Origin of the sequence: Azorhizobium sp. AG788 (assembly GCF_943371865.1) — a bacterium.
GTDB lineage: Bacteria > Pseudomonadota > Alphaproteobacteria > Rhizobiales > Xanthobacteraceae > Azorhizobium.
The window spans coordinates 72,127-94,171 of sequence record NZ_CALRWL010000004.1; the positions used below are offsets into that span (position 1 = coordinate 72,127).

The window sequence follows — 22,045 nt, forward strand, 5'->3', positions numbered from 1 at the left end:
TGGCGGCTAGGGCGCCTCACCATAATCCTGACAAAGCGCAGGCGGCGGATGGGCCGCAGCACAAGCGATAGCAAGCGGGCACCAGCCCGCGCAATGGGGAGGCACGAACCATGTCCGAGAGCGACTATTTCCACGTCCCGGCCGCCTGGGCGGAGCACGCCTTCGTGGATCAGGCCAAGTATGAGGCCATGTACAAGGCCTCGGTTGCCGATCCCGACGCCTTCTGGGGCGAGCACGGCCAGCGCATCCACTGGTTCCATCCCTATAGCAAGGTGAAGAACGCCTCGTTCCAGCCCGGTGAAGTCTCGATCAAATGGTTCGAGGACGGCATCACCAATGTCGCCTACAATTGCGTCGACCGGCATCTGGAGACCCGCGGCGACCAGGTGGCGATCATCTGGGAAGGGGACAACCCCGCCGAGAGCCGCCACATCACCTATCGCGAGCTGGCGTCGCAGGTGAACATCTTCGCCAATGTGCTGCGCAACCGCGGCGTGGAGAAGGGCGACCGGGTCACCATCTATTTGCCCATGATTCCTGAGGCCGCCTACGCCATGCTGGCCTGCGCGCGGCTCGGTGCGGTGCATTCTATCGTATTCGCGGGCTTTTCGCCGGACAGCCTGGCGGGGCGCATTTCCGATTGCGGCTCCAAGATCGTCATCACCGCCGACGAGGGCCTGCGCGGCGGCCGCAAGGTGCCGCTGAAGGCCAATGTGGACGCGGCCATCGCCCGTCTCGACGGCCATCTGGACCACGTGGTGGTGGTGCGCCGTACTGGCGGCACCGTGGACATGCTGCCGGGCCGGGACGTCTGGTATCACGAGGCGGCCGAGATGGTCACCGACGAGTGCCCGGTCGAACATGTGAATGCGGAAGACCCGCTGTTCATCCTCTATACCTCCGGCTCCACCGGCAAGCCCAAGGGTGTGCTGCACACCACCGGCGGCTATCTGGTCTATGCGGCCATGACGCACCAGTATGTCTTCGATTATCACGAAGGCGACGTCTATTGGTGCACGGCGGATGTGGGCTGGGTGACCGGCCACTCCTATATCGTCTATGGCCCGCTGGCGAACGGCGCCACCACCTTGATGTTCGAGGGCGTGCCCAACTATCCCACCGTCTCCCGCTTCTGGGAGGTGATCGACAAGCACAAGGTCAACATCTTCTACACCGCCCCCACCGCCATCCGCGCCCTGATGCAGGCGGGCGAGGAGCCGGTGAAGAAGACCAGCCGCGCCTCGCTGCGCCTGCTGGGCTCGGTGGGCGAGCCGATCAATCCGGAGGCCTGGCACTGGTATCATCGCGTGGTAGGCGAGGGCCGCTGCCCCATCGTCGATACCTGGTGGCAGACCGAGACCGGCGGCATCCTCATCACCCCGCTGCCCGGCGCCACGGCGCTGAAGCCCGGCTCCGCCACCCGCCCGTTCTTCGGCGTGGTGCCGGAACTGGTGGATGCGGAAGGCCGGGTGCTGGAGGGCGCGGCGGAAGGCAATCTGGTGATCGCCGAGAGCTGGCCGGGGCAGATGCGCACGGTCTATGGCGATCATGAGCGCTTCGAGCAGACCTATTTCTCCGCTTATCCCGGCAAGTATTTCACCGGCGACGGCTGCCGCCGCGATGCGGACGGCTATTACTGGATCACCGGCCGGGTGGACGATGTGATCAACGTCTCCGGCCACCGCATGGGCACCGCCGAAGTGGAAAGCGCGTTGGTGGCGCATCCCAAGGTGTCGGAAGCCGCCGTGGTGGGCTTCCCGCACGACATCAAGGGCCAGGGCATCTATGCCTATGTCACCTTGATGGACGGCGAAGTCCCTTCCGAGGAACTGCGCAAGGAACTGGTGAACTGGGTGCGCAAGGAGATCGGCCCGATCGCCTCGCCGGATCTGGTGCAGTTCGCGCCGGGCCTGCCCAAGACCCGCTCCGGCAAGATCATGCGCCGCATCCTGCGCAAGATCGCCGAGGATCAGTTCGAAAACCTCGGCGATACCTCCACTCTGGCCGATCCCGGCGTGGTGGATGATCTAGTGAGCAACCGCCAGAACAAGCGCGACGCTGCCTGATCTGTTCTGATCGACACGAACGCCCCTCCGCCCGCCGGCGGAGGGGCGTTTGCGTTTTGAGCGCCTGCGCCGGCGGCCGATCAGGCGTGCGTGAGATGGGGATCTCCCGAGTTCCCAATGGGAAATCTCTGTGCTACGTATTTATCAAGCGTGAATTATTATTTCACGGATTTAGAATGATAAATGCCCGGAGCGTTCCCATGTTGACCCGCCGTTCCCTGTTTCCGCTGGCGTTTGGCGCCCTGGCCACCGGCGTGAGCCTTGCCAGCATGGGTGCCGCTCTGGCGCAGCAGCCGGGGCCGAACACGCTGCTCAATGTCTCCTATGACATCTCCCGCGAGCTGTTCACGGCGGAGAATGTGGAGTTCGTGCCGTTCTGGAAGCAGAAGACCGGGCAGGAAATCACCGTCAACCAGAGCCACGCCGGCTCCTCCCGCCAGGCCCGCTCCATCATCGAGGGGCTGGAGGCGGACGTGGTGACCTTCAACCAGGTGCTGGATGTGCAGGCGCTGGTGAAGGCGGGCTTCGTGGCCAAGGACTGGCAGGCCAAATTCCCCAACAATGCTTCGCCTTATTATTCCTTCCCGGCCTTCCTGGTGCGCGCGGGAAACCCGAAGAACATCAAGGACTGGAACGATCTGGTCCGCGACGATGTGAAGGTGATCTTCCCCAATCCGAAGACCTCCGGCAACGCCCGCTACACCTATCTGGCGGCCTATGCCTATGCGCTGGAGCAGAACAAGGGCGACACCGCCAAGGCCGATGCCTTCGTGAAGAAATTGCTGGCCAATGTGCCGGTGTTCGACACCGGCGGGCGCGGCGCCACCACCACCTTCGTGGAGCGCGACACCGGCGACGTCCTGGTATCGTTCGAGGCCGAAACCCGCGGCATCGAGGAGGTCTATAAGGACAAGAAGCTCCAGACCATCGTGCCGTCCATGAGCTTGCTGGCGGAATTCCCGGTGGCGGTGGTGGACAAGGTGGTGGACAAGCGCGGCTCCCGCCCGGCGGCCACCGCCTATCTCGAGTTCCTGTATTCGCCCGCCGGCCAGACGGTTGCCGCCAAGGCGTTCCATCGCGTGGTGGACAAGGCGGTGGAAGAGAAGTTCAAGGCCCAGTTCCCGCCCATCCGACTGGTGAAGGTCGAGGACGTGTTCGGCGGCTGGGACAAGGCCAATGCCGACCATTTCGCCTCCGGTGCCAAGCTGGATCAGGTATTCGGCGCGCGCTGAGGCGAGCGGGTGTTCGATTGCATCGGGGCGCCTTCGGGCGCCCCGATGTGTATGCGGCAGGGGGAACGCCCCGTGTCGGCTTTCGGCCACACGGGCGGGATGAACCGCCGCCTTCGGACGAAAATCCTGTCCTTATAAGGCGTTGCGCCTTCTGATCCCCGCGGCACGATCTTTGAATGGGTGTCGGGCGTCGTCGCAATTGCGCAGAGCCTGTCCATGACCTCCCCAGCCAGCATCGATTTCAGCGAGATTCCGCAGGTCTATAAACGGCATGTGTTCGCCTGCTTCCAGCAGCGCCCGCCTACCCATCCGCGGGGCAGTTGCGGGGCGGCGGGGGCGCAGCCGCTGTGGGACCATCTGGGCAAGCAGATCGAAGCCACCGGACAGCGCGACATCGCCATGACGGCCACCGGCTGCATGGGCTTCTGCCAGGCCGGGCCGCTGATGGTGGTCTATCCCGAGGGCGTCTGGTACCAGCCGCGCACGCCGGGCGACATTGACGAAATCGTCGCCACCCATCTGGTGGCCGGCGCGCTGGTGGAGCGACTCGCGGTGGTGCCGCGGATCTGAGCGGGTAGGTCTCTCCAGGGCGGATGCGTTTGCCGCATCCGCCCTGCGGTGGCGATCAGTAGCCGTAGCCGGGCATCTTGGAGGCCGGCAGGAAGCCGACCTTGCCGGGATATGGCCCGCAATGGCAGTCCATCCCGCCGGTTCCGCGATACCAGGGGCAGGGCGGCGGCCCCTTCGCGCCCCAGGCGGGCGGGAACGGCACGCACACCTTCACCATGCCCCGCGGCGGAGGCGGGGGCGGCGGCGGGTAATAGGGGGCCGGTGCAGGCGGATAATAAGGCGGCGGGGGCGGTGGATAATAGGGCGGCGGTCCGCCGCGCCCCGGCACCATGACCATGGTCACCCGGCCATTGAAGCCGCCGCAATGGCAGTTCTGGCCGGGATTGCCCTTGTTCCACGGGCAGGGCGGGGGCACGTTCACGCCGGGCAGCGGCACCGGCGCGCACATCTTGATGGCCGTCTGCGCCTGTGCCGCCATCGGCAAAGCCAGAAACAGGCCGAGCACAAGCGCGCCCAGCAAACGTATCGCGAAAATACGCATCCCCAGCACGCGCACGACGGTTCTCCTCGCCGTTGAATCGATTCTGCGATTGGTATCACGGGACCGTGAGGGGAGGGCACAAAAAAGGCCGCCCAGAGGCGGCCTTTCGTGACGTGCGCGCAGCGCTGGGATCACACCTTGCCGAGCTGCTCGATGATCGCGGATCCCATGTCCGCAGTGCCGATGATGGCGCCGCCGGGCGCGCGGATGTCCGCGGTGCGCAGGCCCGCGGCCAGCACGCCGGCGATGGCCGCATCGATACGATCCGCCACCTCGCCGAGGCCGAAGGAATAGCGCAGCGCCATGCCCAGCGAGCCGATCATGGCGATGGGATTGGCAATGCCGCGACCGGCGATGTCCGGGGCCGAGCCGTGCACCGGCTCATACATGGCGGCGCGCTTGCCGGTGGCGGCATCCACCGCGCCCAGCGAGGCGGAGGGCAGCATGCCCAGCGAGCCGGTGAGCATGGAGGCGATGTCGGAGAGGATGTCGCCGAACAGATTGTCGGTGACGATCACGTCGAACTGCTTGGGCCAGCGCACCAATTGCATGGCCAGCGAATCCGCCAGCTGGTGCTCCAGCTCCACGTCCGCATAATCCTTGGCGTGGACGGCGGTGATGACTTCCTTCCACAGCACGCCCGAGCGCATCACATTGTGCTTCTCGCAGGACGTGACCTTGTTGCGGCGGGTGCGGGCCAGCTCGAATGCCACGCGGCCGATGCGGTCGATCTCGTAGGTCTCATAGACCTGGGTATCGATGGCGCGCTTCTGGCCGTTGCCGAGATCGGTGATGGTCTTGGGCTCGCCGAAATAGACCCCGCCGGTCAATTCGCGCACGATCAGGATGTCGAGGCCTTCCACCACTTCGCGCTTCAGCGACGAGGCATCCGCCAGCGCCGGATAGCACAGGGCCGGGCGCAGATTGGCGAACAGCTCCAGATCCTTGCGCAGGCGCAGCAGGCCGGCTTCCGGGCGGGCTTCGTAAGGCACGTTGGCCCACTTGGGGCCGCCCACGGCGCCCAGCAGGATGGCGTCGGCGGCCTTGGCCTTGGCCATGGCGGCATCGGAAATGGCAACGCCGTGCGCGTCATAGGCGCAGCCGCCCACCAGATCCTCTTCCACCGCGAAGGAGGCGATGCCCTCGGCTTCGAGCCAGCCGATGACCCGCTTCACTTCGGTCATGACTTCGGGGCCGATGCCGTCGCCGGCGAGGAGCAGGAGCTTGTGGGTTGCCATGGGGAAGGGATCCTTGGGTGGTTCGATCTTATTTGGCGCGGAGTGCTAAAGGCTCGGGCGGGGAATGACAAGCGCCGGGCGGCGTGCCGGGGTTTCGTGCCTCAGGTTTTCGCCCGCCCGGCGCGGGCCGCCAGGGCCGCGCCGCCGACGATGAGGGCGCAGGCCAGCGCCAGGGCCCAGGTGGCGGCGGCAAAGCCGGTGATCACCAGCAGCAGGGTGGACAGCACCGGGGCGGCATAGGAGGCCACCCCCAGCAGGCGCACGTCGCCGCGCTTCATGCCGATGTCCCAGGCGTAGAAGGCAATGCCCACCGGGCCGATGCCAAGCGCCAGGACGGCGCCCCACTGCATCGCGCCCACCGGCCAGATCGAGGGCTCGGTGAGGAGATGGCACAGGCCCGCCAGCAGCGCCGTCACCAGACAGAAGCCGCCCACCGCCTCCGTGGGCACATCGCCGAACCGGCGTGCCGTTACGGAATAGACCGACCAGATGACGGCGCAGGCCAGCGCTGCCAGATAGCCCGGCAGGAAGCGCATCTCAAAGCCCGAGAAGCCGCCCTTGCCCAGCAGCAGCACCACGGTGCCCGCAAGGCCCATGAGCGCGCCGACCACATGGGCCGGCCGCAGCCGGGCGCCGGGCAGGCGGGCGGATAGCAGCACGATCAGCAGCGGCCAGAGATAGGCGATCAGCCCGGCATCGGCGGGCGGGGCCAGCTTCAAGGCGGTGAAATAGACGAAATGATAGCCGAACAGCCCGCCGACCCCATGGATCCAGGCCGCCGGCCGCTGGCGGAAGACGCGCAGGCCCGGCCCGCGCACAGCCGCCACCAGCCCCACCAGTCCACCGACGAAAAAGGTCAGCGCAGTCAGCAGAAACGGCGGCACGGCGCCGGTGGCGGCGGTGGCGAGGGCCAGCGTCGCCCAGAGCAGGATGGCGATGAGGCCGATGCGGGTGGCGTTGGCGGAAGGGGCGCCGGAAGCGGCCGGGGAGGCGTCTGCCATGGTCTGTTCGAAGGTCCGCGTCCGCTTAACAGGTGAAGGCGAGCAATGCGGGCTGGGGCGGGATGGGTCAAGGCAGTTGGACGCCAAGATCGGCGCGCGGATGAAAAAGGCCGCCCCCGGCGATACCGAGGGCGGCCCTGTCGCGATCCGCAGCTGCGCCGAAGCTCAGGTGATGTACTGGCCGCCATTGGCGGTGAGGGTGGAGCCGGTGATGAAGCCGGCGTCATCCGCCACCAGGAAAGCCACGCAGCGGGCAATGTCTTCCGGCTCGCCGAGCCGGCCCACGGGAATATTGCCGATGATCTTCTTCAGCACGTCCTCGGGCACGGCGCGCACCATTTCGGTGGCCACATAGCCCGGCGCGATGGCGTTGACGGTGATGCCCAGCGCGGCGCTTTCCTGAGCCAGCGCCTTCACGAAGCCGATCTCGCCGGCCTTGGCGGCGGAGTAGTTGGTCTGGCCAAACTGGCCCTTCTGGCCGTTGATGGACGAGATGCAGACGATGCGCCCGAACTTGCGCGCCCGCATGCCCTCGATCACGTTTCGGCACATGTTGAAGGCCGAGTTCAGATTGGTGTTGATGACCGCAGTCCACTGCTCCAGCGTCATGCGATGCAGCGTGGTGTCGCGGGTGATACCGGCATTGTTGACCAGGATTTCCACCGGCCCCAGCTCGGCTTCCACCTTGGCAATGCCTTCCTTGCAGGCCTCGAAGTCGGACACGTCCCACTTGTAGGAGGCGATGCCGGTCTTCTCGGTGAAGGTCTGCGCGGCGGCATCATTGCCGGCATAGCTGGCGGCCACCTTGTAGCCCTTGTCCTTCAGCGCGATCGAAATGGCTTCGCCGATCCCCCGGGTTCCGCCCGTAACCAATGCAACACGCGACATATGTCCCTCCCTCTCCCCTGACAGGCCCCGGTGCGGCGGCAGCCGCCTGCTTTCGGGGCGAGGTTGATCCCCGCCCCCGGAGGCCTGTTAGCAAGCCGATGATGTCATGCGAGAAAACAAGGCCCGCGGCGGGATGAGACGCCGCGGGTGATGATCCGGATCAGTCGCGGGCGACGCACATGGCGATGCCCATGCCGCCGCCGATGCACAAGGTGGCGAGGCCCTTCTTGGCGTCGCGCTTCTGCATCTCGTGCAGCAGGGTCACCAGGATGCGGGTGCCGGAGGCGCCGATGGGGTGGCCGATGGCGATGGCGCCGCCGTTCACATTCACCTTGTCGATGTCCCAGCCCAGTTCCTTGTTCACCGCCAGTGCCTGGGCGGCGAAGGCTTCGTTGGCCTCGATGAGGTCGAGATCGTCCACGGTCCAGCCGGCCTTCTTCAGGGCCTCGCGGGAGGCGGGGATCGGGCCGGTGCCCATCACCGCCGGGTCCACGCCGGCCTGCGCCCAGGAGACGATGCGGGCCAGCGGGGTCTTGCCTTCCGCCTTGGCGCGGGCAGCGCTCATCAGCACCACGGCGGCGGCGCCGTCATTGATGCCGGATGCGTTGGCGGCGGTGACGGTGCCGTCCTTCTCGAAGGCGGGCTTCAGCTTGCCCATGGCTTCGATGGTGGCGCCGTGGCGGGGATATTCGTCCGTATCCACGATCACGTCGCCCTTGCGCGACGAGATGGTGACGGGGACGATCTCGTCCTTGAAGCGCCCGGCCTTCTGGGCGGCTTCCGCCTTGTTCTGGGAGGCCACCGCGAAGGCGTCCTGGTCGGCGCGGGTGATCTGGTACTGGCGCGCCACGTTCTCGGCGGTGTTGCCCATGTGGTAGCCGTTGAAGGCATCCCACAGGCCGTCCTTGATCATGGTGTCGGTGAGGTCGAGATTGCCCATGCGGGTGCCGTTGCGCATGTGCGCGGCATGGGTGGACTGGCTCATGGATTCCTGGCCGCCGGCCACCACCAGCGTGCTGTCGCCGGTCTTGATGGCCTGGAAGCCCAGCGCCACGGAGCGCAGGCCCGAGCCGCAGACCTGGTTGACTTCCCAGGCCGGGCTCTCGATGGGGACGCCGGCGGCGATGGAGGCCTGGCGGGCGGGGTTCTGGCCCTGGGCGGCGGTGAGCACCTGCCCGAGGATGACTTCGCTGACGTCCGCGGGGGCAACGCCCGCACGCTCAAGGGCGGCCTTGATGACGATGGCGCCCAGTTGATGCGCGGGGAGGGAGGACAGGGCACCGTTGAAGGACCCTACGGCGGTCCGGGCGGCGCTGACGATGACGACGTCGTCGGTCATGGGCTTCTCTCCTGGGGCGGCCTTAATGCGCCGCACTCGAATGCGGCGCATGGTGGTTGGGTGCCGGACCCGCTGTCAATGATCCAAATCATGGGGTGCACGGACGAGCGCGGCGCATCATGGAACGCGCGCGCCGCACACAAATTGGTAGCCGTGCTGCGGGAAAGGTTCTACCGTGACTACGCCCAAGGGAAGAACGGATGACCGGACAATGGCCAAGACGCAAGAGCCAGTCACCATCAAGAAGTACGCAAATAGACGCCTCTATAACACCGGCACGAGCACCTATGTGACGCTCGAAGACCTCGCCAATATGGTGAAAGAGGGTGAAGATTTCGTCGTCTATGATGCGAAGAATGGTGACGACATTACCCATTCCGTGCTGACGCAGATCATTTTTGAACAGGAAAATAAGGGGCAGAACCTTCTGCCCATCGCCTTCCTGCGGCAGATCATTCGCTTTTACGGCGATAGCATGCAGATGATGGTTCCGCGCTACCTGGAAATGTCCATCGAAAGCTTCACCAAGGAGCAGGGCAAGATGCGCGACCATGTGGCGAAAACCATCACGGGAACGCCATTCAGCGGCTTCGAGGAGCAGGTGCGGCGGAACATGGAAGTGTTCGGCAGCGCCTTCAACATCTTTCTCCCGTTCAAGGGGGAAGGTGAAGTCGCCGGCACCGAGACCCCAGCTCCCGCCGCGCCGGCTCCCACCGGCGCCGATGAGCTGGACGCTCTGAAGCGGCAGATGGCCGACATGCAGCAGAAGCTGGAAAAACTGGTGACCAAGCCCGAGGGCGGCAGCCAGTAGACCCAGCCACCACACCCAGCAGCGGGAGCGATCCTCGCGGTCGCTCCCGCGCTCCCGCGCTCCCGCGAGGCCTGCGTGGTCCTGGAGGCCTGCGGGGACGTCGGGTCCGGTGTGATGGATGACGTCTTGGGCGGTCAGTACCCGCCGGTATGCGGGGGAGCTTCCCGCAAGGGCTGCGCCAAGCCGCTGAGCGCGCCTTGAAAATAATCGCAGCCCCAGTCGAGCAGCATGGCCGCCGAGGTCTCATTCTGCACCCATTCGGCCACGGTCTGGATGCCCAGCTGGTGGGCCAGGGCAAGCAGGGCCTGCACGAACGCGCGGTCGTCCGCGGACTTGATCATGTGCAGCACAAAGCTGCCGTCGATCTTGACGATGTCCACGTCCAACTTGCGCAGATTGCGGAACGAGGTGGCGCCGGCGCCGAAGTCGTCGATGGCGATGCGCACACCGCGTTTGCGTACCATGCTGATGAATTGGCGTGCCGCCGGCAGGTCATCCACGGTAACCGATTCGGTCAGTTCGATGATCAGGCGCCTGCCGATGGTCTCGTCCACGTCGCGGTGGAACAGGCGCATCCAGGCCTCATCGGCAATGGATGACACCGACACATTGACCGACAGGGTCAAGGTGGGATCGCTCCGCATGGCGGCGGCCACTTTTTGCAGGACCGCGCGGTCAAGCCCGCCCATGAGGCCGAGCCGCTCCGCCGCGGCCACCAGGCGCTGGCCGCCGTAGGGATGATGTCCCGGTTCTGCCGGGATTCGCGCCAGGGCCTCGCTGAAGGCCAGGGCGCGGCTCGCCGCATGCACCACCGGCTGTAACGCCACGTGGACGCGGTTTTCATCCAGCGCGTGCACGATCTCGTCGGCCATGCGCAGATTGATGCGTCGCCGGCCCTCGTCATGGCTCGAGCGGTCGTCGAGAAAGAAGCGGCCCCGTCCGCGCTGCTTGGCCCGCTCGTGGGCCTCTTGGAGGCGCGAAACGATCTGATCCGGTTCGAGGCTCGCCTGGGGGGCGCAGATGGCACCGATGGTGACGCTGATCGGGATGGTCCCGGCGCCGGTGGACAGGGGCGTGCCCCGGATCTCCTCGATCAGCGCCTCGCCGAAGCTGGAGACCATGGCCGGCTCGACCGCAGTGACCAGGATGGCGAATTTGTTGCCGGAGAAGCGGACCAGCAGATCTGGCGCCTTCAGCCGCGACCGCAAATGGCCGGCCAGAGAGACGATCAACTGGTCCGCCGCTTCAAATCCAAACCGCTCATTGATGCGGCCCAGATCGTCGAGGCCCACCAGAAACAGCGCCCAGGAGGGATCGTCGGTGCGGCGGATAGCGGTGACTGCGTCCAGCAGGTGGCGGCGGGTGGCGATGCCGGTGAGGGCATCGACGCTCAGGCCTGAGTCCGGCCCAAGGGCGGCGGGCATCAGATGGACGGTGCCGATGGCCCGCGCCGGCTGGCCGTCCGCGCCGGCAAACCAGCGCCCCTGATCTATCGCCCGCATCTCGGCGGCGGAGTCCGTCAGCCGCAGGCGGCAGAGCGCCTCATAGGGAATGCCCGCCGCCTGCGCCGGCCCGGCAAGGGGCTGGAAGGCATGATAAGCCGCCGCGCGGGTCTCGATGCCGCAGGCCTTGAGAAAGTCGCGCCCTTTGGCCAGACGGTGCGCGGCGTCGGCACCGAACACGGCATCAATGTTGGGGCTCCACGTCATCTCATCGCTGGTGAGATCCCAGGCATAGGCCACGCAGCGGCCGGCGCTCAGCGCATCCCATGGGGCGCTCAGGGCCTCGCCGGGGCCTGCGGGAGTCCGTGGGGCCGCCAGCGCCGCCAGGGGCTTTGCATTGCGTCCGCTCACGGTCTCACCTCTGCCTGCCCCCGTGGGGGCGTGTCAGCACTGTCCATCCTACCGAACTTATGGCGCGCTCAAAGGGTTTCATCGGGCAGAGGTACAAGGTGCGGCTACTGGCCCGGGGGCACCACGGAAACATCGCGCTGGGCGACCCGGATCGAGACCGAGAAGCCGGTCAGCACATCCAGCAGCATCACGCAGATGAGCAGCATGAACACCGAGCTGCCCGCCTGCCGCACCATGAGAAATTCAACGATGGCGGCGATCAGCAGCAGCAGCGAGAGCATGTGGTCGATGATTGAGCGGGCCGAGATGCGGGTGGCCTTCATCAGCTCGAAGAACAGCACCAGCAGGCAGAAGGCGGTGAAGGCATCGCTGAGGCTTACCGCCCAGGTGGCGCCGGAGGGCAGCGCGAAGCTGGCCAGCGGGCTGGTCCATTCCAGGCCAGGGGTGATGAAGACGAGAATGTTGTAGATCGCGAGCGGGACGATCAACAGCGGAATCGGGGTCAGCATGGCGCGCTCCTCGGCCGGACGGGTGCAGCCCGCCATGGGGTGGCCCGTGCATATCAGAGCGCGATGGGTCGCACATGCCGGTTAAAAAGTCATGGCAGGCCGTGCCCGCAGAGGTGCGGCGTGAAGACGTCAGACCAGCGGACATGATGAAGGGGTCCGGACAAACGAAAAAAGCGACCGCGAGGGTCGCTTCGTCGTCCTGGAGTCATGTCGTCCTGGAGCCAGATGGCTCCGGCAGATCGGCGCGGACGGCTCAGCCGTCCGCGAACAGATCAGGCCTCGACCTTGGGCTTCAGGATCTGGCGACCGCGATACATGCCGGTCTTCAGGTCCAGGTGATGCGGACGACGCAGCTCACCGGAATCCTTGTCTTCCACATACGTGGGCTGCTTCAGCGCATCCGCCGAGCGGCGCATACCGCGACGCGACGGCGAGGTTTTTCTCTTCGGGACAGCCATTGTCCAAACTCCAGCAAACGTCCGAGTGCCAATGCCTGCCGCGGCGGTTCGCGCAGGCATGCGAAACCAGTTCTCAATTGAGAGGGGCGCCTTATACAGCGTCGCGCGTCGAAGCGGAAGGCCCCTGCCCAGGGAAATACGATATGAGGGCGGATGCGCTGAGCCTGGAACCGGTCTTCAAGGTTGCCAAGATTTTAGAATGCGTCCGCCTTAGATTGAAATCGCGGGGAAAACCGCGATTTCCGATGGGATCGGGCGCGCGAACCCGGTCTCTTCCGCCTCAAGAAAGCCCCCTTGTCAGCGGAGTCAAGCTGCGCGAGGGTGCCGGCCGCCAAGGCGACCCGTTCAACGCGAGGACATTGGATCCCATGATGCGTACCGCTCACACCGCCGCTTTGGCGGTCGCTCTCACCGCTTTTGCCTTCAGCGGCCAGGCGTCCGCCCAGACTCCGGCGCCGAGCGCCACGCCGCCCGCCGCCAGCGCGCCCGCCGCGGCCCCCGCATCCGGCGCCGCCGCCGATCCCGTGCTGGAGACGGTGAACGGCACGCCGATCAAGGCCAGCGAGCTGGCTCTGGCCGAGGAAGACATCGGCGCCGGGCTGCCGCAGGTGCAGGGCGAGGCCCGCAAGGAATATATCCTCTCCTTCCTCACCGACATGACCCTGCTCGCCCAGGCGGCGACCGCGCAGAAGCTCGACCAGACCCCGGAATTCACCAGCAAGATGAACTATCTGCGCACCAAGGCGCTGATGGAGACGCTGATGAGCGCCGAGGCCAAGAAGGCGGTCACCGACGCGGCCAAGCGCAAGACCTATGAAGAGTTCGTGGCCCAGTCCAAGCCCGAGACCGAAGTGCACGCCCGCCATATCCTGGTGGACAGCGAGGCCAAGGCCAAGGAAATCGCCGCCAAGGCCAAGGCCGGCGCCGATTTCGCCAAGCTGGCCAAGGAAAACTCCAAGGACAGCGCCGAGGACGGTGGCGATCTGGGTTACTTCACCAAGGACCAGATGGTGCCGGAATTCGCCGATGCGGCGTTCAAGCTGGACAAGGGCCAGGTGTCCGATCCGGTCAAGACCCAGTTCGGCTGGCACGTCATCAAGGTCGAGGACAAGCGCCAGAAGCCGGTTCCGAGCTTTGAGCAGGTCTCCGACCAGATCGACCAGTTCCTGATCCGCAAGTCGCAGTCGGATCTGGTGACCAAGCTGCGGGCCGACGCCAAGGTGGAAAAGGTGGCGGCTCCCGCTGCCGCGCCCGCCGCCGCCGCCCCCGCTGCTCCGGCGACCCCCGCCGCGCCGAAGTGAGCGTGCGGAACCCGGCGCGATCGCACTGATCCCGCCAATCAGGCCGATCTGGACGGCGCGGCAGCTAAGGCTGTCGCGCCGTCTTTCTGTTCAGAGCCTTCGCTGTGCCCGGCGCCGTAGAGGACGTGATGCACCAGGGCCGGCAGGTCCGCGTCGCGGTCGATCTGCCCGGTGAGCAGGCGCATCCAGCAGAAGCCGAAGATCAGTTCCACCACCGTCGCACAGTCGGCCTGTGACGGCAGCTCCCCGCGGGCGATGCCCCGCGTGATCAGCGCGTGCACATGCTGCTTGCGCTCGGCGAGGAAAGTGGTGAGCAGGGCCAGGGACTGCGGGTCCGACTGCGCCTCGGCGATGATGGAGCGAAAGGCGGGGCCGGCGGGCGTGTCCCGCCAGAAGGCGAACAGCCGCCGCATCACCGCCAGCAGATCACCCTCCAGCGACGCGGTGTCCACCTGAAGCACGGTTTCCTTCTGGCGGGCGTAGACCTCGATCAGGAGAGCTGTCCGGGTGGGCCACCAGCGGTAGACGGTGGGCTTGCCCGCGCCGGCGCGCCGGGCCACCGCCTCGATGGAAAAGCCCGCCAGCCCGCTCTCCGCCAGAATGTCGGCGGCGGCGTCCAGAATGGCGGTGGCGCTCTGCGGATTGCGGCGCCCGCCGATGGAGGTGCGCCGCTTTACGGGGGCTGGTGTGTCCGTGCTCATGGCGATCTCCCCCGGTCGTTGGATTGACATAACGAAACGGGCCGGATAGTTCAAATCCATAATTAGAACGATCCGTTTCGTTTCTTATGACGCGAGAGGTCTCCCATGTCCGGTCATGCTCCTGCCCCGCCGTCCGGTCCGCACGCGCAGCCCCCGGCCGATGGCCCTGCGAGCGGTCATCCGCATCACCGCCTGTCCGCGCCTTGCCGGTTCCGCATCACCCTGGCGGCCTCCCTGGGGGCCTATCCCGTCATCACCCTCATTCTCTATCTCCTCGGCCCGGCCACCGAGGGATGGGCGGTCTGGCAGAAGACCTTGGCCATCGTGCCGGTCATGGTGCCGGCTATGGTTTTCGGCATCATCCCCGCCGTCCACCGGTTCGCCGGTCCCTGGCTGCGGCCGCGGGTGCGGGCGTGACCATGGATGCCCTTGCCTAAGGCGGCGAGGTGCGGCACACCGCTCTCGCCATCACCTCTGGGGGCTATCATGTCCGCGTCCATCTCGCCGCTCGCGCCCAAGTTCATCCCTGAGGTTCCGCCCGTTCCGGGCGTGACGTTCGCCACGGCGGAAGCCGGCGTGCGCTACAAGAATCGCACCGACGTGCTGCTGGTCTCCCTGGCCAAGGGCACGACGGTCGCCGGCGTCACCACTCGCTCCCTATGCCCCTCCGCCCCGGTGGAATGGTGCCGCGAAGCCCTCAAGAAGGGCAAGGCGCGGGGCCTGGTGGTGAATTCCGGCAATGCCAATGCCTTCACCGGACAGAAGGGACGCGAGTCCACAGCGCTCACCGCGGACATTGCCGCGCAGGCCCTGGGCTGCAAGCCCTCCGAGATCTTCCTCGCCTCCACCGGCGTGATCGGCGAGCCGCTGGACGCCACCAAGTTCGTGGGCGTGCTGGATGAGGTGGCCGGCCGTCTGGCGCCGGGGCCGTGGGAAGGCCCGGCGCGGGCGATCATGACCACCGACACCTTTCCCAAGCTGGCCACCGCCCAGGTGCCGTTCGGCAACACCACCGTGACGCTCGCCGGCATCGCCAAGGGCGCCGGCATGATCGCCCCGGACATGGCGACCATGCTGTCGTTCGTATTCACCGATGCCCCGATCGCGGCGCCGGTGCTGCAGAAGCTGCTCTCCAAGCTGGTGGTCAACAGCTTCAACGCCGTCACCGTGGACGGCGACACCTCCACCTCCGATACCTTGCTGTTGTTCGCCACCGGTGCCGCCAGGGCCGCCGGCGCGCCGCTGGTGAAGGATGCTGCCGATCCGGTGCTGCGCGGCTTCCGCAAGGCCCTGAAGACGCTGCTGGGCGATCTGGCGGAGCAAGTGGCCCGCGACGGCGAGGGCGCGCGCAAGCTGGTGCGGGTCAATGTCACCGGCGCGGTGTCCAAGCGCTCGGCGCGGCGCATCGCCTTCTCCATCGCCAATTCGCCGCTGGTGAAGACCGCTGCGGCGGGCGAGGACGCCAATTGGGGTCGCGTGGTCATGGCGGTGGGCAAGGCCGGCGAGCCGGCGGACCGCGATCGCCTGGCCATCTCCTTCGGCCCCTACCGGGTGGCGGCCGATGGCGCCCGCGATCCCGATTATGACGAGGACACGGTGTCCGCCTACATGAAGGGCGACGTCATCGACATCACCGTGGATATCGGCCTCGGCAAGGGCAGCGATCGGGTGCTGACCTGCGATCTCACCAAGGAATATGTGGCCATCAACGGCGACTACCGTTCGTGAAGATCACCCTCGTCGCCGCCTGCGCCTTGGTGGATGCGGATGGCCGGGTGCTGGTTGCCCAGCGCCCGGAGGGCAAGGCGCTGGCCGGATTGTGGGAGTTTCCCGGCGGCAAGGTGGAAGCCGGCGAGCGCCCGGAACAGACCCTGATCCGAGAACTGCACGAGGAACTCGGCATCACCGTGAAGGAGGAGTGCCTGGCACCCCTGACCTTCGCCAGCTACGGCTATGCGGACTTCCACCTGTTGATGCCGCTGTGGATCTGCCGCCGCTGGGACGGGCCGGTCAGCGCGCTGGAGCACAGCGCGCTGAAATGGCTGCGTCCGTCAAAGCTGCGCGACATCCCCATGCCTCCCGCCGACGAGCCGCTGATTCCGGCGCTGATCGACCTACTCGGCCCCTGAGGCGGCGCGCCGTTCGGAACCGGGGGCTGCCGGGGGCCGTTGTGCTGAGGCATATCGGCACTCTGGAGGCTCACGCCATGTCCGTTCGGCTCCAAATCTCGGCGATGCTCTATTTGATGATCCAGGCGGTTCTGTTCGGCGTCGGCGTCATCGTCATTCTCTCCACGCCCCTGGCCTCGCACGCCTTCGCGCTCATTCCGCAGATGACCGTGCTCACAGCCCTGATTTCGCTGCCGCTGGCTTGGTTTCTGGCGCCCCGCGTCCGGTCCATCAGGCAAAACCAGCAGCCCGTCGCCGCCCGACTGTGATCTCGGGCTAAACCACCAGCGGTGCCAGTGCCGTCTTCAGGTGCTCCGGCAGCGGCACCGGGCGGCGCGTGTCGCGGTCCACATAGACGTGGACGAAATAGCCCTGCGCCGAGGCGGTCGCCTCGCCGGCCTTGAAGATCCCGATTTCATAGCGCACCGACGTGCCCCCCAGCCGCGTCACCCGCAGGCCGGCTTCCACCTGCTCGGGGAAGGTGAGGCTGGCGAAGTAGGAGCAGCGGGTTTCCACCACCAGGCCGATGGCGCGGCTCTCATGCGGATTGACACCGTTCGTGCGCATGAGGAACTCCGCGACCACCGTGTCGAAATACGCGTAATAGACCACGTTATTCACGTGTCCATACACGTCCATGTCCGACCAACGGGTGGTGATGGGCAGGAAATGGGGGAAGGACGCGCGGGTGGCGGGGGCCTCGCGCTCGGCCTTCGGCTGGCTCTCGGTGGTGGACATCTGGGGCCTTTGGGGTCGCGCTTCGGTGGGACCGCCCATGCTCACCATTGGCACGATCCGGTCAAGGGTGCTGCCCTATCCCGGCGTCTCGCCCGTGGGCAGCTCCGCGGTGCCCAGCGCATCCGCGAGCCGCATCCGGGCAGAGCCGGGGCGCAAAGGCTTCTGCTGGCTCTCGTGGGGCGCCCAGCCCGACAGCCAGACGATCTCGAACGTGGCCCGCACCCGCCCATCCGGGTCCGAGAAGCGCTCGGCATAGACTTCGGCGGCCCGCAGCAAGGTGGCGCGGCGCAGCGGGGTGCGGCGGCGCTCCACCAGGGCGTTGCTTGCTCCCATGCGCCGCAGGTCCGCCATCAAGGCGAAGGGCGAGCCATAGCGCACCACCACCCGGTCCACATCGGTGACCGGCAGGGCAAAGCCGGCCCGCTGCAACAGACCACCCATGTCCCGCACATCCGCGAACGGTGCCACCCGGGGCGAGACGCCACCGGTGGTCTCGCTCTCGGCGATGGCGAAGGCCTCCCGCAGCTCCGCCAGACTGCCGCCGCCGATGAGGGCGGCGAGGAATAGCCCGTCCGGTTTCAACGCCCGCCGGATCTGGGCGAAGCTGCCCGGCAGATCGTTGACCAGTTGCAGCGAAAGGGCCGAGACCACCAGATCCAGAGCGCCCTCGCCGAACGGCAAGGCTTCCTCGTCCACCACCACTGCCGGCCGGCGCTGATCGAGGCCGGCGAGGAGCGGGGCTGCGGCGACCAGGCTCGCGACGCCGGGATGGCCGGTGAGCGCGCGGGCGACCGCATCGGTGGCGGTGCCCAGATCCACCCCATGGATGAAGCGGCGCTTGATGGTTGAGAGGCGCTCGGCCATGTCCTCGGCGGCGCGTTCCAGCAGGAAATCCACTGGCCCCAGGCGATGGGCGCGGGCAAGGCGGCGGCGCAGCAAGGCGCGATCAAAGACGATCGGGTGACTCATGTCCCGCATATAAGCGGTCCTCCGGCCAAACGCATCCGGATTAGGGGCAGACCGACAGTTCCACCGGATCGGCACCGGGGGGCAGCAGGTCGCTCATGGGGCGGCAGGTGCCGTCCTGGCACACCTGCCAGTCCGCCGTGGCGCCGGAGCGGCGCAGCACCGCCCGCGGCAGCGGCGCCATCACCGGGTGGGAGACATAATGATCGCCCACCCGCATCGCGTCCGCCGGTGGCTCCATGCCGGCGCCCGAGCCCTGGATGCGCATTTCGGCGATGGTCAGCCCCTGCGGCGTGGCATGCCAGTCCTCGGCCCAGGAGGTTTTCTGGACCGAGTGGGTCCACATCAGGGTGATGGCCGCCGCCAGCTTGATGGTGACGCCCGCCCCCGACAGACAGATGAGGCTCACGGCGCAGAAGCCGGCGCCCGGCGCACCTGCATCAGATGCCAAGTGAGGAAGGCGGCGAGCAGCGCGAAGGCCGCCAGATCCGAACTCGGTAAAGCGGCCACGAACAGGAAGGCCGCCACCGCCGCCACCATGCGCTCCAGAATGCTCAGCGGCCCGAACAGCCAGCCGATGGCGATGGCGCCCAACAGGCCGATGACGATGCAGGCCTTGGTGGTCACGTAGGCCACTTCGACCCAGTAGCCATATTGCGCGGCGATCTCGCCGCCCTGCTGCAGCATCAAGGTGGGCTCGTACACGGCCATGACCGGAATGAGGAAGCCGGCCAAGGCGATGCGGCATGCCTGCCAGCCGATGGCATCGGGCGAGGCCTTGGCAATGGGGGCCGCCGCCAGGGCGGCGAGGGCCACTGGCGGTGTCAGATCGGCGATGATGCCGTAATAGAACACGAACATGTGGCTGACGATGAGCGGCACCCCCAGCGTCAGCAGGGCCGGCGCGGCCAGCGAAGCGGTGATAATGTAGGTGGGGATGGTGGGAATGCCGGTGCCCAGGATGATGCTGGTGACGATGGTCAGCAGCAGCGAGAGCGCCAGCGACTCCTTGCCGATGGATACCACCCAATTGCCGAAGATGGTGGCGGTGCCGGTAAGCGTCAGTACGCCGATGACCGTGCCGACGATGGCGCAGGCCATGCCCACTGGCAGGGCCTGACGGGCGCCTTCCGCGAGGCCGTCGCGGCATAGCGCCAGGGTGGCACGGCCGCCACGGCTGACGAGATTGCCGAGAATCAAGGCCAGCACCAGGGCGACCACCACCAGGACGCCCAGCTGAAAGAAGGTGGCGCAGACCAGCCCCACCACCACCCAGAAGCCGAGCCGCACCATGGGATGGCCCATGGCGGCCGCAAGGCTCTGGCCGAGGATCAGAACGACGGTGAGGGCGAGGCCCACGGCGCCAGCGAACAGCGGCGTGTAGCCGGCGAACAAGAGATAGACCAGCACCGCCAGCGGCAGCAGCAGGTACCAGCCGCGCCGCAGGGCCGGCAGCACCTTGGGCACCGCGTCCTTGGGGATGCCGGTGAGGCCGCGCTTGCCCGCCTCCAGATGCACCATCCAGAAGGCGGAGGCGAAATAGAGGATGGCGGGAATGATCGCCGCCTTGACGATGGCGGCATAGGGCACGCCGATGGTCTCGGCCATGATGAAGGCCACCGCCCCCATCACCGGCGGCATCAGCTGGCCGCCCATGGAGGCCGTTGCCTCCACCCCGCCGGCGAAGGAGGAGCTGTAGCCGAACCGTTTCATCAGCGGGATGGTGAACTGGCCCACGGTGACCACATTGGCGACGCCGGAGCCGGAAATGGTGCCCATGAGCGCGGACGAAAACACCGCCACCTTGGCCGGTCCGCCACGGGCGCGGCCAAACAGGCCGAGGGCAATGTCATTGAACAATTGGATCATGCCGGCCCGTTCCAGGAAGGTGCCGAACAGGACGAACAGGAAGATGTAGGTGGCGGAGACCGCGATTGGCACGCCGTAGATGCCTTCGGTGCCGAAGGACATCTGCTCGATGATCTGCTCCAGCGAGTAGCCGCGATGGTCGAACGGGGCGGGCAGATATTGGCCGAACAAGCCATAGGCCAGGAAGCCGCCGCAGATCAGCGGCAGGGCGGGGCCCATCATCTGCCAGGAGATTGCGAACACCACCACGATCAAAGCGATGCCGACCACGAAGTCCATCTGCGAGATGTCGCCGGCCCGCAGGATGAGGTCGTTATAGAAGATCCACTGGTAAAGGCCGGTGCCAAACCCAACCAGCCCCAGTGTCCAACCCACGGTCAGCGTCAGGGGATTGGTGGCGCGATGATTGGCGATCAAGGCTGAAGCGATCAGGCACAGGAAGCCCACATGCAGGGCGCGGATCACCTGGCTCGGCAGGATGGCGTAGGTGGAGACGAACAATTGATAGACCGAGAAGGCGATAGCGATCGCGAACAGGATCGTGCCCTTCATCCCGCTGCCGAAACCGGGCGGCAGGCCGTGCTCCATGTCGTCGATGGGCGCGAAGGCCTGGGGCGGGGCGATGACCTCACTGGCGGTTCCACTTGGCACGCTCATCGTTCGCTCGCTCCAGGCGATGAGGGGGGCGGACCCGCGTCCTGCGTCATCCCTCGCAATGCGATCCGGCACCGGGCCGGTTCAGGCGAATGCAAAAGGGGCCGGCGCGCGCCGGCCCCTGGCGACCCTCAGGGGGTCACGCCCTTTTCCTTGAAATAGCGCTCGGCGCCGGGGTGGAACGGCACCGGCGAGCCCTTCATGGCATCCTTGAGGCTGATGGACTTGGCGGCCACATGGGCGGCCTGGAGGTCGGACAGATTGTCGAAGATGGCCTTGGTCAAAGCGTAGACCTCCACCTCCTTCATATCCTCCCGCACCACCAGGAAGTTTGGCACCGCCGCGGTGGGGATTGCCGTGTCCTGGCCGGTATAGGTGCCGGCGGGGATCACGGCTTTCAGATAAGGTGTGCCCACCTTGTCCACGAGGGCATTGGGGATCTCCACCACGGTGATCTCCACGGCGGTGGCCAGGTCCTTGATGGACGACACGCCAAGGCCGGCGGACTGCAGCGTCGCATCCAGCTGGCGGTTCTTCATCAGCTCGACGGATTCGGCGAAGGGCAGATATTCCACCTTGCCGAGATCCTCATATTTGAGGCCGGCGGCATTGAGGATGGCCCGCGCGTTCAGCTCGGTGCCGGACTTGGGGGCGCCGACGGAAAGGCGCTTGCCCTTCAGATCGGCGATGGTCTTGATGCCGCTGTCCTTGGCGGCGACGATCTGAATGTAGTTGGGGTAGATGGCGGCCATGGCCCGCAGCTTCTTGAGCGGCGCCTTGAAGCCGGCGTCTTCCTTGCCGGCCCAGCCGTCCGCGAGGCTGTCCGCGAGCGTGAAGCCAATCTCGCCCTTGCCCTGTTGGATCAGGATCAGATTTTCCACCGACGCCTTTGTCGCCTGCACCGAGGGGCGGGCATCGGGCACCTTGTCGGAGATGATTTTGGCGATGGCGACGCCCAGCGGGTAATAAACGCCGGAGGTTCCTCCGGTCAGCACATTGACGAATTCCGCCTTGGCGGCGATTGGCGCAAACGCCAGGGTTGCTGCGAACGTGGCAAGGGCGAGCTTCTTCATGGGCGATCTCCCAGTGTCATTTTTCAGTTTTTTATTAGGACTGAGGCTATCGCCTGCGCGGCCAAAGGC

23 protein-coding genes are annotated in these 22,045 nt (G+C 66.5%); 9 read left to right on the forward strand and 14 right to left on the reverse strand.

Features of this window, described 5'->3' with window-relative positions:
• Positions 1–110: 110 nt before the first annotated feature.
• The 3 genes from acs to AAG816_RS04175 all read left to right on the forward strand — a co-directional run bounded on the left by acs (position 111) and on the right by AAG816_RS04175 (position 3,868).
• Entirely contained in the window at positions 111–2,066 is a 1,956-nt protein-coding gene (gene acs, locus AAG816_RS04165; RefSeq protein ID WP_341988260.1) for an acetate--CoA ligase, read from the forward strand.
• Positions 2,067–2,335: 269 nt separating this feature from the next.
• Entirely contained in the window at positions 2,336–3,298 is a 963-nt protein-coding gene (locus AAG816_RS04170; RefSeq protein ID WP_341988373.1) for a sulfate ABC transporter substrate-binding protein, read from the forward strand.
• 216 nt (positions 3,299–3,514) lie between these two features.
• Complete coding sequence (locus tag AAG816_RS04175) at positions 3,515–3,868, forward strand: (2Fe-2S) ferredoxin domain-containing protein (protein WP_341988262.1); 354 nt, start codon at positions 3,515–3,517, stop codon at positions 3,866–3,868.
• A gap of 55 nt (positions 3,869–3,923) precedes the next feature.
• On the opposite strand, the gene AAG816_RS04180 is transcribed toward AAG816_RS04175, so the two are convergent.
• The 5 genes from AAG816_RS04180 to AAG816_RS04200 all read right to left on the reverse strand — a co-directional run bounded on the left by AAG816_RS04180 (position 3,924) and on the right by AAG816_RS04200 (position 8,875).
• Positions 3,924–4,424 (reverse strand): hypothetical protein, encoded by a 501-nt coding sequence (locus tag AAG816_RS04180; RefSeq protein WP_341988263.1) that lies wholly within the window; start codon positions 4,422–4,424, stop codon positions 3,924–3,926.
• Positions 4,425–4,540: 116 nt separating this feature from the next.
• On the reverse strand, positions 4,541–5,647 hold the full coding sequence (gene leuB, locus AAG816_RS04185) for a 3-isopropylmalate dehydrogenase (RefSeq protein WP_341988264.1): 1,107 nt from the start codon (positions 5,645–5,647) through the stop codon (positions 4,541–4,543).
• 101 nt (positions 5,648–5,748) lie between these two features.
• A complete protein-coding gene (locus AAG816_RS04190) occupies positions 5,749–6,648 on the reverse strand; it encodes an EamA family transporter (RefSeq protein ID WP_341988265.1) in 900 nt (299 codons plus the stop codon).
• Between the two features lie 165 nt (positions 6,649–6,813).
• A complete protein-coding gene (gene phbB / locus AAG816_RS04195) occupies positions 6,814–7,536 on the reverse strand; it encodes an acetoacetyl-CoA reductase (RefSeq protein ID WP_341988266.1) in 723 nt (240 codons plus the stop codon).
• A gap of 160 nt (positions 7,537–7,696) precedes the next feature.
• Positions 7,697–8,875 (reverse strand): acetyl-CoA C-acetyltransferase, encoded by a 1,179-nt coding sequence (locus AAG816_RS04200; RefSeq protein ID WP_341988267.1) that lies wholly within the window; start codon positions 8,873–8,875, stop codon positions 7,697–7,699.
• A gap of 211 nt (positions 8,876–9,086) precedes the next feature.
• Between AAG816_RS04200 and phaR the strand changes: the two genes are divergently transcribed.
• Complete coding sequence (phaR, locus tag AAG816_RS04205; RefSeq protein ID WP_341988268.1) at positions 9,087–9,686, forward strand: polyhydroxyalkanoate synthesis repressor PhaR; 600 nt, start codon at positions 9,087–9,089, stop codon at positions 9,684–9,686.
• Positions 9,687–9,820: 134 nt separating this feature from the next.
• On the opposite strand, the gene AAG816_RS04210 is transcribed toward phaR, so the two are convergent.
• The 3 genes from AAG816_RS04210 to rpmF all read right to left on the reverse strand — a co-directional run bounded on the left by AAG816_RS04210 (position 9,821) and on the right by rpmF (position 12,506).
• A complete protein-coding gene (locus tag AAG816_RS04210; RefSeq protein ID WP_341988269.1) occupies positions 9,821–11,539 on the reverse strand; it encodes a GGDEF and EAL domain-containing protein in 1,719 nt (572 codons plus the stop codon).
• A gap of 104 nt (positions 11,540–11,643) precedes the next feature.
• Positions 11,644–12,048, reverse strand: coding sequence for a hypothetical protein (locus AAG816_RS04215; protein WP_341988270.1), 405 nt, complete (start codon positions 12,046–12,048; stop codon positions 11,644–11,646).
• Between the two features lie 272 nt (positions 12,049–12,320).
• Positions 12,321–12,506 carry a 50S ribosomal protein L32 gene (gene rpmF / locus AAG816_RS04220; protein ID WP_274776185.1) on the reverse strand — a complete coding sequence of 62 codons (186 nt, stop codon included), beginning with the start codon at positions 12,504–12,506 and terminating at the stop codon, positions 12,321–12,323.
• 368 nt (positions 12,507–12,874) lie between these two features.
• Between rpmF and AAG816_RS04225 the strand changes: the two genes are divergently transcribed.
• Complete coding sequence (locus tag AAG816_RS04225) at positions 12,875–13,807, forward strand: peptidylprolyl isomerase (protein ID WP_341988271.1); 933 nt, start codon at positions 12,875–12,877, stop codon at positions 13,805–13,807.
• 38 nt (positions 13,808–13,845) lie between these two features.
• On the opposite strand, the gene AAG816_RS04230 is transcribed toward AAG816_RS04225, so the two are convergent.
• The gene (locus AAG816_RS04230) at positions 13,846–14,508 is read right to left on the reverse strand and encodes a TetR/AcrR family transcriptional regulator (RefSeq protein ID WP_341988272.1); all 663 of its coding nucleotides are present in this window, start codon (positions 14,506–14,508) and stop codon (positions 13,846–13,848) included.
• Positions 14,509–14,613: 105 nt separating this feature from the next.
• Between AAG816_RS04230 and AAG816_RS04235 the strand changes: the two genes are divergently transcribed.
• The 4 genes from AAG816_RS04235 to AAG816_RS04250 all read left to right on the forward strand — a co-directional run bounded on the left by AAG816_RS04235 (position 14,614) and on the right by AAG816_RS04250 (position 16,945).
• A complete protein-coding gene (locus tag AAG816_RS04235; RefSeq protein WP_341988274.1) occupies positions 14,614–14,925 on the forward strand; it encodes a hypothetical protein in 312 nt (103 codons plus the stop codon).
• Positions 14,926–14,994: 69 nt separating this feature from the next.
• Entirely contained in the window at positions 14,995–16,236 is a 1,242-nt protein-coding gene (gene argJ / locus AAG816_RS04240; RefSeq protein WP_341988276.1) for a bifunctional glutamate N-acetyltransferase/amino-acid acetyltransferase ArgJ, read from the forward strand.
• Positions 16,233–16,637: a (deoxy)nucleoside triphosphate pyrophosphohydrolase gene (locus AAG816_RS04245; RefSeq protein WP_341988277.1), complete on the forward strand. Its 405-nt coding sequence runs from the start codon at positions 16,233–16,235 to the stop codon at positions 16,635–16,637. Before argJ ends, AAG816_RS04245 begins: the two co-directional genes overlap by 4 nt.
• A 77-nt stretch (positions 16,638–16,714) precedes the next feature.
• On the forward strand, positions 16,715–16,945 hold the full coding sequence (locus AAG816_RS04250; protein ID WP_341988278.1) for a hypothetical protein: 231 nt from the start codon (positions 16,715–16,717) through the stop codon (positions 16,943–16,945).
• 7 nt (positions 16,946–16,952) lie between these two features.
• Here the strand turns inward: AAG816_RS04250 and AAG816_RS04255 are convergent, their stop codons facing one another.
• The 5 genes from AAG816_RS04255 to AAG816_RS04275 form a co-directional block, all read right to left on the reverse strand.
• On the reverse strand, positions 16,953–17,414 hold the full coding sequence (locus AAG816_RS04255) for a thioesterase family protein (RefSeq protein WP_341988279.1): 462 nt from the start codon (positions 17,412–17,414) through the stop codon (positions 16,953–16,955).
• 75 nt (positions 17,415–17,489) lie between these two features.
• Positions 17,490–18,392 carry a methyltransferase domain-containing protein gene (locus AAG816_RS04260; protein ID WP_341988280.1) on the reverse strand — a complete coding sequence of 301 codons (903 nt, stop codon included), beginning with the start codon at positions 18,390–18,392 and terminating at the stop codon, positions 17,490–17,492.
• A gap of 31 nt (positions 18,393–18,423) precedes the next feature.
• Entirely contained in the window at positions 18,424–18,789 is a 366-nt protein-coding gene (locus tag AAG816_RS04265; protein ID WP_341988281.1) for a DUF1850 domain-containing protein, read from the reverse strand.
• A complete protein-coding gene (locus AAG816_RS04270) occupies positions 18,786–20,837 on the reverse strand; it encodes a TRAP transporter permease (protein ID WP_341988374.1) in 2,052 nt (683 codons plus the stop codon). The genes AAG816_RS04265 and AAG816_RS04270 overlap by 4 nt, the downstream gene beginning before the upstream one ends.
• A gap of 197 nt (positions 20,838–21,034) precedes the next feature.
• Positions 21,035–21,976 carry a TAXI family TRAP transporter solute-binding subunit gene (locus tag AAG816_RS04275; protein ID WP_341988282.1) on the reverse strand — a complete coding sequence of 314 codons (942 nt, stop codon included), beginning with the start codon at positions 21,974–21,976 and terminating at the stop codon, positions 21,035–21,037.
• Positions 21,977–22,045: the final 69 nt, after the last annotated feature.